General features: G+C 72.9%; 11 protein-coding genes and 1 pseudogene. 4 read left to right on the forward strand and 8 right to left on the reverse strand.

The genetic code is table 11. The features are described from left to right. The 3 genes and pseudogenes from DKL51_RS35100 to DKL51_RS23000 form a co-directional block, all read left to right on the forward strand. Window positions 1–206 (forward strand): annotated as a pseudogene (locus DKL51_RS35100) (DUF4350 domain-containing protein); the annotation flags it as partial. Next, window positions 203–1192, forward strand: a complete 990-nt coding sequence (locus DKL51_RS22995) for an AAA family ATPase (protein ID WP_109947837.1) — start codon at window positions 203–205, stop codon at window positions 1190–1192. The pseudogene DKL51_RS35100 and the gene DKL51_RS22995, both read left to right, overlap by 4 nt. Continuing rightward, complete coding sequence (locus tag DKL51_RS23000; RefSeq protein ID WP_124812465.1) at window positions 1189–2499, forward strand: DUF58 domain-containing protein; 1311 nt, start codon at window positions 1189–1191, stop codon at window positions 2497–2499. The genes DKL51_RS22995 and DKL51_RS23000 overlap by 4 nt, the downstream gene beginning before the upstream one ends. Here the strand turns inward: DKL51_RS23000 and DKL51_RS23005 are convergent. Continuing rightward, a complete protein-coding gene (locus DKL51_RS23005) occupies window positions 2477–3439 on the reverse strand; it encodes a stage II sporulation protein M (RefSeq protein ID WP_109966758.1) in 963 nt (320 codons plus the stop codon). The genes DKL51_RS23000 and DKL51_RS23005 overlap by 23 nt on opposite strands. A gap of 42 nt (window positions 3440–3481) precedes the next feature. Here DKL51_RS23005 and DKL51_RS23010 point away from each other — a divergent pair, with 42 nt between their 5' ends. Then, the gene (locus tag DKL51_RS23010; protein WP_260428630.1) at window positions 3482–4489 is read left to right on the forward strand and encodes an RDD family protein; all 1008 of its coding nucleotides are present in this window, start codon (window positions 3482–3484) and stop codon (window positions 4487–4489) included. A gap of 30 nt (window positions 4490–4519) precedes the next feature. Here the strand turns inward: DKL51_RS23010 and efeB are convergent, their stop codons facing one another. The 7 genes from efeB to DKL51_RS23045 form a co-directional block, all read right to left on the reverse strand. After that, entirely contained in the window at window positions 4520–5833 is a 1314-nt protein-coding gene (gene efeB, locus DKL51_RS23015) for an iron uptake transporter deferrochelatase/peroxidase subunit (protein WP_243421028.1), read from the reverse strand. A 23-nt stretch (window positions 5834–5856) separates the two neighbouring features. Continuing rightward, the gene (gene efeO / locus DKL51_RS23020) at window positions 5857–6990 is read right to left on the reverse strand and encodes an iron uptake system protein EfeO (RefSeq protein ID WP_109944837.1); all 1134 of its coding nucleotides are present in this window, start codon (window positions 6988–6990) and stop codon (window positions 5857–5859) included. 29 nt (window positions 6991–7019) lie between these two features. Beyond that, entirely contained in the window at window positions 7020–7961 is a 942-nt protein-coding gene (efeU, locus tag DKL51_RS23025) for an iron uptake transporter permease EfeU (RefSeq protein WP_124812466.1), read from the reverse strand. A 288-nt stretch (window positions 7962–8249) separates the two neighbouring features. Next, on the reverse strand, window positions 8250–9749 hold the full coding sequence (ahcY, locus tag DKL51_RS23030) for an adenosylhomocysteinase (RefSeq protein ID WP_109944835.1): 1500 nt from the start codon (window positions 9747–9749) through the stop codon (window positions 8250–8252). Window positions 9750–10017: 268 nt separating this feature from the next. After that, entirely contained in the window at window positions 10018–11169 is a 1152-nt protein-coding gene (manA, locus tag DKL51_RS23035) for a mannose-6-phosphate isomerase, class I (RefSeq protein ID WP_109944834.1), read from the reverse strand. A 1-nt stretch (window position 11170) separates the two neighbouring features. Then, window positions 11171–12178 (reverse strand): cation diffusion facilitator family transporter, encoded by a 1008-nt coding sequence (locus tag DKL51_RS23040; RefSeq protein WP_109964672.1) that lies wholly within the window; start codon window positions 12176–12178, stop codon window positions 11171–11173. Then, on the reverse strand, window positions 12175–13035 hold an 861-nt coding region (locus tag DKL51_RS23045), incomplete at its 5' end, for an SIS domain-containing protein (protein WP_124812467.1). The genes DKL51_RS23040 and DKL51_RS23045, both read right to left, overlap by 4 nt.

The raw sequence follows: 13035 nt of genomic DNA on the forward strand, positions 1-13035 counted from the left end.
ACCTGCCACCGGACACCCCACCGGCCGAGGCGGCCGCCCGCGTCGCCCGCCGCGCGGGCATCGCCGCCGACCAGGCCGAGGCGCTGCTCTACGGTGACGAGCCGACCACCGACCGGGATCTGCTGGAGCTCGCCCGCGCGCTGGACCGGCTGACCCGTACGGTCGCCGCGTCCCCCGACCACCCGACCGAAGGAGATCCCCGGTGACCGGACCCGTTACCGCCGCCGCACCGGCCGTCGACCAGCACGACGCCCGCGCCGCCCTACACCGGTTGCGGGCCGAGGTGGCCAAGGCCGTCGTGGGACAGGACGCCGTGGTCAGCGGGCTGGTGATCGCCCTGCTCTGCCGGGGACACGTGCTGCTTGAGGGCGTGCCCGGGGTGGCCAAGACGCTGCTGATCCGTACCCTGGCCACCGCGCTGGACCTGGATTCCAAGCGGATCCAGTTCACCCCGGACCTGATGCCCGGCGACGTCACCGGATCGCTGATCTACGACCCGCACACCGCCGCGTTCACCTTCCGCGAGGGGCCGGTCTTCACCAACCTGCTGCTCGCCGACGAGATCAACCGAACCCCGCCGAAGACCCAGTCGGCGCTGCTGGAGGTGATGGAGGAACGGCAGGTCTCCGTCGAGGGCGAGCGGCGGCCGCTGCCCGACCCGTTCATCGTCGCGGCCACCCAGAACCCGATCGAGTACGAGGGCACCTACCCGCTGCCGGAGGCCCAGCTGGACCGGTTCCTGCTCAAGCTCACCGTGCCGCTGCCCAGCCGGGACGAGGAGCTGGGCGTACTGCGCGCCCACCACGCCGGCTTCGACCCGCGGGATCTGCGCGCGGCCGGCGTACGGCCGGTGGCCACCGGGTCCGACCTCGCTGCCGCCCGCGAGGCGGTCCGGGGGGTGTACGTGGCGGAGCCGCTCTTCGGCTACATCGTGGACCTCTGCCGGGCCACCCGGTCCGCACCCGCGCTCGAACTGGGTGCCTCGCCGCGTGGTGCCACCGCCCTGCTCAACACGGCGAAGGCGTGGTCCTGGCTGGCCGGCCGCGACCACGTGACCCCGGACGACGTGAAGGCCGTGGCCCGGCCCACCCTGCGGCACCGGCTCCGGCTGCGCCCCGAGGTCGAGCTGGAGGGCGTCGGGGTGGATGCGGTGCTGGACACGGTGCTGGCCACCGTGCCGACGCCCCGATGACCTGGCGGGCGGCGCTGCTGCTCGGGGCGGGCGCGCTGACCCTGCCGGTTTGGCCGGCGCCGTTCCTCGGCGTCGTGGCGATGACCGGCGTGGTGTTGCTGCTCGTCGCACTCGACTGGGCGCTGGCCGCGCCGCTGCACGCGCTCACCGCCACCCGCACCGGCGACCGGATCGTCCGGCTGGGCGGCACCGCCACCGTCACGCTGCACCTGGCCAACGCCTCCGGCCGGACGCTGCGCGCCCAGGTCCGCGACGCCTGGGTACCGTCCGCGGGTGCCCGGCCGGACGTGCCGTCGGCGCGGGTGCTGCGGGTGGAACCCGGCGGCACCGCCACGCTGCCGGTACGGCTCACCCCGGCCCGGCGCGGCGACCGCCCCGCCGTGGCGTTGACCGTCCGCTCGTTCGGGCCGCTGCGGCTGGCGTTCCGGCAGCGCTCCGGCCGACCGGACACGCCACCGTGGACGCTGCGCGTGCTGCCCCGCTTCGACTCTCGGCGGCACCTATCGGAGAAGCTGGCCCGGCTGCGGATCATCGACGGCGTGCAGGTCACCCGGGGTCGGGGCCAGGGCACCGAGTTCGACACCCTACGCGAGTACGTGATCGGCGACGACGTGCGGTCGATCGACTGGCGGGCGAGCGCCCGCCGGTCCGACGTCCTGGTCCGCACCTGGCGGCCGGAGCGGGACCGGCGGCTGGTCTGCGTCCTGGACACCGGGCGCACCTCGGCGGTACGGGTCGGCGACGAGCCCCGCCTGGACACGGCCATCGACGCGGCGCTGCTGCTCACCGCGCTCGCCGCCCGGGCCGGTGACCGGGTCGACCTGCTGGCCGCGGACGCCACGATCCGGGCGACCGTGACCGGCAGCGGCCGCCCCGCCCTGCTCTCCCGGCTGGTCGACGCGGTCGCCCCGCTCGAGCCGGCGCTGGTGGAGACGAACTTCGAGCTGATCGCCGGCGAGGTGCTGCGCCGGGAACGGCAGCGCAGCCTGGTGGTGCTCTTCACCGCGCTGGAGGCCGGCGCGCTCGGTGAGGGGCTGCTGCCGGTGCTGCCCCGGCTCGCCGCCCGGCACCGGGTGGTCATCGCCGCCACCCACGACCCGGTGCTGACCGGGCTCACCCAGGCCCCGCCCACCGGCGCCGGGGACGTGTACGCCGCCGCGGCGGCCTGGCGGGCGCTGGCCGAACGGGACCGGGTACGCGCCGCGCTGGCCCGGCACGGCGTAACCGTGGTAGACGCCCCCGCCGACCGCCTCGCCCCGGCGGTCGCCGACACCTACCTCCGCCTCAAATCCCTCGGCCAACTCTGACCCGGGTGGCGGCGTGGCGGCCGAGGAGGAGGGCGTACGCCAGGAAGGCCAGCCAGACGGTGGCGCCCACCGCGATGCGGATCGGGGCCGGCACGGGCGCCGGGGTGACGAACGCCTCCAGCAGCGCGGAGACCGCGAAGAGCCCGACCAGGCCGACGGCGACCACGATGGCCGAGCGGCCCGCCTCGGCGACCGCCCGCCCGCGGCTGAGCTGGGCCGGCGGCGAGATCCACGCCCACCCGGTCCGCAGACCGACCCCGGCGGCCACGAAGATCCCGGTCAGCTCCAGCAGCCCGTGCGGGGTGATCAGGCCGAAGAAGACGTCGGCCCGGCCGTAGGAGATCATCACGCCGCCGACCACGCCGACGTTCAGCGCGTTCTGCCAGAGCAGGTAGAACACCGGCACCACCAGCACTCCGGAGGCCAGGCACTGCGCGGCGATCCAGGCGTTGTGGGTCCAGAGGTGGAAGGCGAAGGTGGGCGCGGCGAACTCGGTGTAGTAGCCGGCGAAGCCGGAGTCGACCAGGTCGGCGGCGGCCTCTTCGCCGATGAACGCGGCCGCGGTGTCCGGGTGGCCGGCCACGTACCAGAGGAGGAAGCCGCTCAGCGCGCTGAAGCCGGTGGCCACGGCGCACCACCACGGCCAGGCGCGGTAGAGGGCGGCCGGCAGGTCGGCGATGAGGAACCGGCGCACCGCCGCCCAGGACGCCCGCGGCCGGCCGGTGATCCGGGCCTGCGCCGCCAGCACCAGGTGGGAGAGGCGGTTGACCAGCGCCGGATCGGGTGAGCGGCTGCGCAGCACCGAGAGGTGGGTGGCCGCCCGCTGGTAGAGCGCGACCAGCTCGTCGATCTCGGCGGCGTCGAGCCGGCGTCGGCCGGACAACTGTTCCAGTCGCCGCCACTCGCCGCCGTGCTCCGCCACGTACGCGTCGAGATCCACTCGCCCCTCCCCCGTCCGGCGCTCATAGTGTTCACTGTCCCCGTGAGAGCGCAACCTCCGGCGCGCGCCGTGGACCGCTGGGCCGACGCCGGCCTGGTCAGCGGCGAGGCCGTGGAGCTGGACGTCCGGGCTGCCCGGCTGGGCTCCCGGGTGCTCGCCCTGCTACTCGACCTGCTGGTCCAGGCCGTCGTGGCGCTGGTGCTGACCTCCGGGCTGTCGATGGTGCTGGTCGCGCTGCCGGTGGGGGTCATGGACGGTGCGCTCTCCGGCGCGCTGCAGACCCTCCTGCTGATCCTCGTGTTGGTCGGCTACCCGGTGCTGATGGAGCGGTTCGCCGGCGGACGGACGGTGGGCAAGCTGGCGGTGGGGTTGCGGGTGGTGCGGGCGGACGGGGGTCCCGTCGGGGTGGGCCAGTCGCTCACCCGGGCCCTGGTGGGCGTGGCGGTGGAGTGGCCGGGTCTGGTGCTGCCGCTGCTGAGCTGGGTGGCGAGCGTGACGGTGATGCTCTCCGACCCGCGCGGGCGGCGCCTCGGTGACCTGGTGGCCGGCACGATGGTGGTGCACACCCGGGGCGCGGCGGTGTGGCGACCGGTGCCGATGGCCGTGCCGCCGCTGCTGGGCTGGGCGCACACCCTGGACCTGACCCGGCTGGACGACGGGCTCGCGCTGGCCGCGCGGCAGTACCTCGGCCGGGTGCACGAGCTGGCCGAGCCGGAACGCGGCCGGCTGGGGCGGGCGCTCTGGGCGGAGATGGCGGCGGTGATCTCGCCGCCGCCATCGTGGCGCGCCCCGGAGTCCGCCTACCTCGCCGCCGTACTGGCGGAGCGCCACCGCCGGGCGGTGCACCGGCTGCGTCGTACCCGGGAGGTCACCGCGACGCTCTGGCCGGAACTGACGCCGGTGCCGGTCCCGGTGTCCCCGCCGGTCGCGGCACCGACGGCGGCCCCCGCCGGCCTCCGGCCCGCCGCGCCGATGATCAGCGTGCCCACCCAGCCCTCGGCGGTACGCCCCGAGTCCGCCCCGGTCGGCGCCGACCGGCCCGCCGACTGACCGTCGGGCCGGACGGAGCGGCCTGCCGACTCAGGCGAAGAGGGCGCGTCCCCAGAAGTCGGCGTCGTCCCGGACGCCCGGCGGGCAGGCGAACAGGGCGCTGGAGACGTGCCGCAGGTACTCGTTCATGGCGTCGTGCCGGGAGAGCTGGGTCTGGATCGGTACGAACTGCTTGTGCGGGTCGCGCTGGTAGGCCATGAAGAAGAGCCCGGCGTCGAGCCGGCCCAGCCCGTCGGAGCCGTCCACGAAGTTGTAGCCGCGGCGCAGCAGGCGGGCGCCGTTGTTCAGGGTGGGGTGGGCGAGCCGGACGTGCGACGTCTCTGCGATCACCGGCTGCCCGTCGTCGCCCTTTGCGGCGAAGTCCGGCTCGTCGAACTCGTCCCGCTTGCCCAGCGGCGCGCCGCTGCCCTTGGTCCGGCCGACGATCTGCTCCTGCTCGGCCAGGGAGCTGCGGTCCCAGGTCTCGATCTGCATCCGGATCTTGCGGGTGACCAGGTACGACCCGCCGGTCATCCAGTCCGGTCCGTCGCCCGGCTGGGCCCAGAGCTGCTCGCGCAGCAGCCCGGCGTCCTCGGCCTTGAGGTTGGCCGTGCCGTCCTTGAAGCCGAAGAGGTTGCGCGGAGTGGCCTGGTCCCGGGAGGTCGACGAGGTACGCCCGAAGCCGAGCTGCGACCAGCGCACGCTGACCACGCCCATGCCGATCCGGGCCAGGTTACGAATGGCGTGCACCGCCACCTGCGGGTCGTTGGAGCAGGCCTGGACGCAGATGTCCCCGCCGGAGATCTCCGGCTTGAGCGCGTCCCCGGCGAAGTGCGGCAGGTCCGCCAGGGCGGCCGGACGCTTGTCCGCGATCCCGAACCGGTCCTTGCCCTGGGCGTCGCGGAAGAGCGTCGGGCCGAAGCCGACGGTGATGGTGAGCTGCGACGGGGGCAGCCCGAGCGCCTCGCCGGTGTCGTCCGGCGGAGCCTCCGGCACGCCGCCGACCGCGCCGATCAGCCCGGCGTCCTTCCCGGCGGTCATCCGCGCGGCCGCGGCAGTCCACTCCTGCAGGAGCGCGATCAGCCGGGCCCGGTCCTTGGTGATCACGTCGAACGCGACGAAGTGCAGCCGGTCCTGGGCCGGGGTGGTGATGCCGGCCTGGTGCTCACCGTGGAACGGCACCGACCCGGCCGCCGCGTCGTTGGCGGCGGCGTGGTCCGATCCGCGGACGAGTGCGCCTGCGCCGGCCGCCACCCCGGCCACGCCGGCGACGCCGACCCCGGCCAGGGTCATGACCCGCCGCCGGGACAGGCTCTTCCCGCGCGCCGCCACGACGGGGGCGGCCTCGGTGCTCTGCTCGCTCATCGCGTCCCCTCCTGGCCCGGTCGTCATCGAGCGACGACCGCGGCCACCTTGCTGATCGGCTCGGCCAGGGCGTTGATGCTGTCGGACAGTTCCTTCAGCTCGGTCTTGCTGAGCTGGGTGTGCAGCTTCCAGCCGTCGCCGGCCCGGTGCTTGCCGATCGTCGCCTCGACGTTGGCGAACTCGGCGTCGAGCTGCTTCACCAGCTCCGGGGCACGCTGCTCCAGCGCCGGACGCAGCGCGGCGATGGCGGCCTTCGAGCCCTCCAGGTTGGCGTTGAAGTCCCAGAGGTCGGTGTGCGAGTACCGCTCCTCCTCGCCGGTGATCTTCCCGCTGGCCACCTCGTCGAGGAGCGCCTTGGCGCCGTTGGCGAGCTGGAGCGGGGTGAGCTTCTCGGCGTTTGCCTTGGCCACGATGGCCTTGACGTCGGTGAGCAGCTGGTCGGCGATCGCGCCGTCCTTGCTGATGTCACCGGTCGTCCAGAGGTCCTTCTCGATCCGGTGGAAGCCGGTGAACTGCATGCCCTCCTCGACGACCTCTTCCCGGCCGTCGATCTTCGGGTCGAGGTCGCCGAAGCTCTCCGCGACCGGCTCGATCCGCTCCCAGTAGGTGCGGGCGACCGGGTAAAGGGCCTTGGCCTTCGCCACGTCGCCGGCCTTGACCGCGGCCACGAACTCCTCGGTCTTGGTCAGCAGCGCGGCGGTCTGGCTGGTCACGTAGCGCTGGTAGCTGGCGGTGGGCTGGCTCAGCGCGGCGTCGGGAGCGACGCTCGCGGCGGTGCCGCTGACCTTCAGCGCGCCGCGGATGCCGCGGCCGCTCATCCCCGGCTTGCAGGCGGTCTCGTACGTGCCGGCGGGCAGTTCGACACGCAGCTCCCGGCTCAGCCCGGGGGCGATGTTCTCCACCTCGCCCATCACCCGGTCGCCGGCCGCGTAGACGTAGAACTCGTTGACCTTGGCGCCGGAGTTGGTCACCTTGAAGCTGACCTGCCCCGCGTCCACCTCGGTGGTGCCGACCTCACAGGCGGTGTCGGTGGCCTTGACCACGATCGGGCCGCCGGCGCCCTTGGTCTCCTTGTCGTCACCGCCACCGCAGCCGGCCAGGCCGGCCACGACGAGCACACCGGCGGCGGCGGGCACGATGAATCGAGTGGTACGCATTGCTGTCGGTCTCCTCGGAGAGTTGCGGGTCAGGCGCGCTGGGGCGCGGAGGCCGGGGCGTCGGTCGCGGGCGTGCTGGAGTCGGCGGCGGCCTGCGCGGCCGTCGGCTCAGCGGCCGGGGCGGCCTCGGTGGCGGGCTTGGCGGCGGCCGGCTTGGCGGGGGTGGCCGGCTTGCGGAGGAAGAGCACCAGCACCGGCACCGCGTACGCGACCCAGGCGATCATCTCCAGCACGGTGGGCGTGGCGGTGATGTTGAACATGCCGCCGAGCAGGGCCGCGTACCAGGTGCTGGGGTCGAGCACCGAGGAGATGTCGAAGGCCTGGTTGTTCAGGCCGGGCAGCACGCCGGCCTCCTGGAAGTCGTGCACGCCGTACTTGAAGATGCCGGCGGCGACCAGGATCAGCAGCGCGCCGGTCCAGGTGAAGAACTTGCTCAGGTTGATCTTCAGGGCGCTCTTGTAGAGCAGGAAGCCGAGCACCACGGACGTGGCGATGCCACCGATCAGCGCGAGCAGCGGGCCGCGTCCGGCGCCTCCGGCGGCGCTCTGCGCGGCGGAGTAGAAGATGAGGGCGGTCTCCAGGCCTTCCCGGATCACCGCGAGGAAGGACATGCCGGCCACCGCGAGGGAGCCGACGGCCAGCGCCTCGGTGAGCTTCCCGCGCAGCTCACCGGCGATCGTCCGGGCGGCCTTGCGCATCCAGAAGATCATCCAGGTGACGAAGACCACGGCTGCGACGGAGGTGATCGCCTCGAACAGTTCGCGGTCCTCGGAGCGGGCCAGCAGCGAGGTCGAGGTGTACTCGATCAGCCAGCCGAAGAAGACCGACAGCGCCACGGCCAGGCCGACACCGGCCCACACCTGCGGCAGCCGGTCCCGCCGCTGCGACTTCACCAGGAACGCGACCAGGATGCTGACCACCAGGGTCGCTTCCAGGCCTTCCCGCAGGCCGATCAGGTACGTGGCGAACATCGGTAACTCCGTGCTTCGTTAGGCGTGCCTTAGTTAACTTAGGCCAGCCATACCTTGCTCCTGATACGGGGTTCCGTCAAGTCGATCGCGACAACGTCACCCACTCGATCGCGCAGAGAAGGACCACGTTCACAAGCCGAACATCCACGGTCGTCCGCCGGCCCCTCGACCACCAGGGCCATAGGGCCTGACCTGGGCACCTTCGCCGGGGCGGGCGGCTGTCCGCGTACGCGAAAAGGGACCGGGACGGCCGCGCGGCGGCCGACCCCGGTCCCTCCCCGGCGTGGATCAGTAGCGGTAGTGCTCCGGCTTGAACGGACCCTCCGGCGTGACGCCCAGGTAGGCGGCCTGCTCCTTGCTGAGGGTGGTCAGCTTGGCGCCCAGCGCGTTCAGGTGCAGCCGCGCGACCTTCTCGTCCAGGTGCTTCGGCAGCACGTAGACGCCGATCGGGTACTCCTCGGTCTTGGTGAAGAGCTCGATCTGCGCGATGGTCTGGTTGGAGAACGAGTTCGACATCACGAAGCTCGGGTGCCCGGTGGCGTTGCCCAGGTTCAGCAGGCGGCCCTCGGAGAGCACGATGATGGTGTGGCCGTCGGCGAACTTCCAGAGGTCGACCTGCGGCTTGATGTTCTCCCGCTGCACGTCCGAGCGCTTGGCCAGACCGGCCATGTCGATCTCGTTGTCGAAGTGGCCGATGTTGCCGACGATGGCCTGGTGCTTCATCCGGGCCATGTGCTCGTTGGTGATGACGTTGAAGCAGCCGGTGGCGGTGATGAAGATGTCCGCCTGCTCGACCACGTCGTCCAGGGTGGAGACCTGGTAGCCGTCCATCGCCGCCTGCAGCGCGCAGATCGGGTCGACCTCGGTCACCACGACCCGGGCGCCCTGGCCTCGCAGCGACTCGGCGCAGCCCTTGCCCACGTCGCCGTAACCGAGCACGACGGCCATCTTGCCGCCGATAAGCACGTCGGTGGCCCGGTTGATGCCGTCGATCAGGGAGTGCCGGCAGCCGTACTTGTTGTCGAACTTGCTCTTGGTCACCGAGTCGTTGACGTTGATGGCCGGGAAGAGCAGGGTGCCGGCGCGGTGCATCTCGTAGAGGCGGTGCACGCCGGTGGTGGTCTCCTCGGTGACGCCCTTGATGCCGCCGGCGATCCGGGTCCAGCGCTGGCCGTCCTCGGCGAGCGAGCGGTGCAGCACCTGGAGGATGACCGCGTACTCCTCGGAGTCGGCGGACTCGACCGGCGGGACGACCCCGGCCTTCTCGAACTCGACGCCCTTGTGCACCAGCAGGGTGGCGTCACCGCCGTCGTCGAGGATCATGTTGGGACCCTGGCCGTCCGGCCAGTTCAGCACCTGCTCGGTGCACCACCAGTACTCCTCCAGGCTCTCGCCCTTCCAGGCGTAGACCGGGACGCCGGCCGGGGCGTCCGGGGTGCCGTCCGGGCCGACGACGATCGCGGCGGCGGCGTGGTCCTGGGTGGAGAAGATGTTGCAGGACGCCCAGCGGACCTGCGCGCCGAGCGCGACCAGGGTCTCGATCAGGACGGCGGTCTGGATGGTCATGTGCAGCGACCCGGTGATCCGGGCGCCGGCGAGCGGCTGCGCGTCGGCGAACTCGCGCCGGATGGCCATCAGGCCGGGCATCTCGTGCTCGGCGAGCCGGATCTCCTTGCGCCCGAACTCGGCGAGCGACAGATCCGCCACCTTGTAGTCGCCCTCGGCGAGGGTGCTCGGCCGGGCCTCGGACGGCGCGCCGCCGGGGGCGGCCGGGAGGGTGCTGGTCATGGAAGCTCCTGTCGAACGGTGTGCAGCGCAGCCTTCCACATTACGCTCGCGGGCGGACGGAGCACGGCCCGGTCGCCGGACAGCGCACGGGGCGGTCGGTCGTGAACGGACTTTCCGTCCACCATCCGCCCGCCCCGTGCATCCCCCCGGTTTGGTTCCCCCGCGCGTTCTCGGACCTTCGTCGCGACAACGCTGCGCACTCATAGAGTCACACCGAGTAGAGGCGACGTCAAGCTATTTCGGAAAAGTCGGACTCGTGGCGGAGCGGTCAGTGCAACCCGCACGTGGCGACGTACGCCTCGCCCTCGCCACCGATCACCAAGGGCCCACCCGCGGCGGTGCCGACCGCCGCCTGCCCCGGCCCCAGCGTGACGGTGCCCACCCCGTCGTCCACGGCGAGCTTGCCGGCCCGGCAGAGCACCACCCGCGGTCCCGGCAGCGCGAGCCGCGCACCCGGCGTACCGGCCTCCACCACCACCCGGTGCAGCGCGAAGTCCTCCACCGGAACCGGCCAGGTGACCACCCCCGGTGCCACCGGCACCGGCGGGACGACCGGGTCGTCGAGCACCTCGAAACGCAGCACCCGCAGCAGTTCCGCCACGTCGACCCGCTTCGGCGTCAGGCCGCCGCGCAGCACGTTGTCGCTGGCCGCCATGATCTCCACGCCGGTGCCCCGCAGGTAGGCGTGCAGGTTGCCGGCCGGCATCCAGATCGCCTCGCCCGGCGCCAGCCACACGTGGTGCAGCAGCAGCGCCACCACCACCCCCGGATCGGCCGGGTAGTCGACGGCCAGCCCGCGCGCCAGCACGGCGTCCGGACCGGCGACCTCCGCCGCCAGCACATCCGCCACCAGCCCGGCGCGCTCCGCCTCCGGCCAGCTCAGCAGCAGCCGTACGGCCTCCCGCAGCCCCGCCGGCCCGATCCGCAACGCGGCGACCACCGGTTCCAGCGCCGGTACGCCGAACGCCGCGATCGCCGCGGCCGACTCCGCCGGGTCGCGGAACCCGCAGAGCGCCTCGAACGGCGAGAGCGCCACCAGCAGTTCCGGCTTGTGGAACGGGTCCACGTAGTTGACCCGTCCCGCGTCCGCGGCGTGCCCGACCCGGGCCTGCTCCGCGTCCGGATGCGCCTGCAGGCTCAGCGGGGCGTCCGCGGCGAGTACCTTCAACAGGAACGGCAGCCGGGCGCCGAACCGGCCGACCAGCCGCTCACCCAGCCAGTGCGCCGGCTCGGCGACCAGCAGGTCGGTCAGGCTGACCGGCGTCCCGTCCCGGTCCACCGTGGCCGGCGCGCCCGGGTGGGCCCCAAGCCATAGCTCCGCCTCCGGCCCGTCGCTGGGCACCGGACGTCCCTGCAGCTCGGCGATCGCGGTACGCGAACCCCAGGCGTAGTCGCGAATCCGGCCCTGCAGCAGCTCCACGTCAGCTCCCGGGTCGCCCGGCCACCTCGTCGGCGCCCGACTCGGGCTCCGGCACCGCGGTGTGCGACGCGGCGCCCGTACCGGCCCGGTCCGCCGCGGCGCTGTAGATGTCCGGCTCCAGGTAGATGACCCGGGCGATCGGCACCTCGCTGCGGATGCGCGCCTCGACGGTGTTGATGCCCCGGGCCAGATCCTCGGCGGTGTCACACGGCGACACCGCGATCTTCGCGGCCACCATCAGCTCCTCCGGGCCCAGGTAGAGCGTCTTCATGTGGATGATCCGCTCGACCTCCGGACCGCTGGTGACGGCCCGCTCGATCTTCGCCAGGTCGTGCTGCTCGGCACCCTCACCGAGCAGCAGGCTCTTCGTCTCGATGGCCAGGGTGATCGCGATGATCACCAGCAGCACACCGATCATCGCCGTGCCAGCCGCGTCCCACATGCCGTTGCCGGTGATCAGCGTCATCCCGACACCGAAGAGCGCGAAGACCAGACCGATCAGGGCGCCGAAGTCCTCCAGCAGCACCACCGGCAGCTCGGGCGCCTTGGCCCGACGGATGAACCGCAGCCAGGTCTGGTTGCCCCGGATCTCGTTGGACTCCTTGATGGCGGTACGGAAGGAGAAGCCCTCCAGCCCGATCGCGATCACCAGGACGACCACCGGCACCCACTGCCAGCTGGTGATCGGCTCCGGGTGCTGCGCCTTGTGGTACGCCTCGTAGAGGGCGAACAGGCCACCGAGGCTGAACAGCACGATCGACACGATGAACGCGTAGATGTAGCGCTCCCGGCCGTACCCGAAGGGGTGCTGCGGGGTGGCCTCCCGCTTGGCCCGGCGACCGCCGAGCAGCAGCAGGCCCTGGTTGCCGGAGTCGGCGACCGAGTGGATCGACTCGGCCAGCATCGACGAGGAGCCGGTCAGCAGGAACGCGATGAACTTGGTGACGGCGATGCCGATGTTGGCCAGGAGGGCGGCGACGATCGCCCTCGTCCCCCCGTTAGCACTCACTGGTTTGCCAGCTCCTTCATTTCCGTGATGGCCGGGACGGCCATCGGGTCCAGCCCGTGTGCCAGGGCGAGGTAGACCGAGGCGAAATCCGGCACCGCCATCAGCGAGGCGAGCCGTTCCAGCGCGGAGCCGCCCTCGGCGGTGACCACGTCGCACCGCACGCCGCGCCGCTCGGCGAGGGTCTGCACGGCGTCCGCCCGGCGCTCCTCGACGGCGAGCGGCTCGTCGGTGTCGTCCTCGGCGTTGAGCCCGCCGTCGCGCAGCAGCACCAGGCGCAGCCGGGTCCCGTCGACCGCGGCCTCGTCCGGGTCGGCGAAGATGTCCCGCTTCCCCTCGGCCAGTCCACCGAAGACGCCGTCGAGCAGGCCCACCCGGCCCCGGCCGGCCTCACCCAGCGCCCCGGTGACCACCGGGTAGCGGGCGTTGGCGGAGAGGGTGTCGCCGAACCGGCGGGCGGCCACGGTGGCCAGCGGCGACGAGCCCCAGACGATCGGGATCGACCCGGCCAGGCCCAGGGCCAGCGACTTCGCCGGGTTGACGAAGGACTCGGCGGTGGGGCGGCAGCGGTCCGCGTCCGCGTCCAGCCGGGCCGCGGTCTCGGCCAGGTCGGCCTCGTTGACCTTCACCAGCCCGAGCGTACGAGCGGCCAGCAGAACCGGCACGGTGAGCGCCCAGAGGCTGGCCCGGGCCGGGGCACGCCGCGGCACCGGGATGAACGGTGCCCGGGCGCGCTCGGCCACCGACTGAAGCTGCGAGTCCGGCGCGCCGACGGCGACCAGCCGGGCACCCCGTCGGTGCGCGGCCTCCGCGGCGCCGAGCGCCTCGGGGCTGCGACCGGAGGCGCTGACCGCGATCAC

It is taken from the genome of Micromonospora globispora (assembly GCF_003857015.1).
Taxonomy (GTDB): domain Bacteria; phylum Actinomycetota; class Actinomycetes; order Mycobacteriales; family Micromonosporaceae; genus Micromonospora; species Micromonospora globispora.

Bases quoted from the DNA above. Each gene is read 5' to 3' on its own strand.
- DKL51_RS23000 (WP_124812465.1), top strand. From the start codon at position 1,189: ATGACCTGGCGGGCGGCGCTGCTGCTCGGGGCGGGCGCGCTGACCCTG.
- ahcY (WP_109944835.1), bottom strand. From the start codon at position 9,749: ATGACCAGCACCCTCCCGGCCGCCCCCGGCGGCGCGCCGTCCGAGGCC.
- efeB (WP_243421028.1), bottom strand. From the start codon at position 5,833: ATGAGCGAGCAGAGCACCGAGGCCGCCCCCGTCGTGGCGGCGCGCGGG.
- efeO (WP_109944837.1), bottom strand. From the start codon at position 6,990: ATGCGTACCACTCGATTCATCGTGCCCGCCGCCGCCGGTGTGCTCGTC.
- efeU (WP_124812466.1), bottom strand. From the start codon at position 7,961: ATGTTCGCCACGTACCTGATCGGCCTGCGGGAAGGCCTGGAAGCGACC.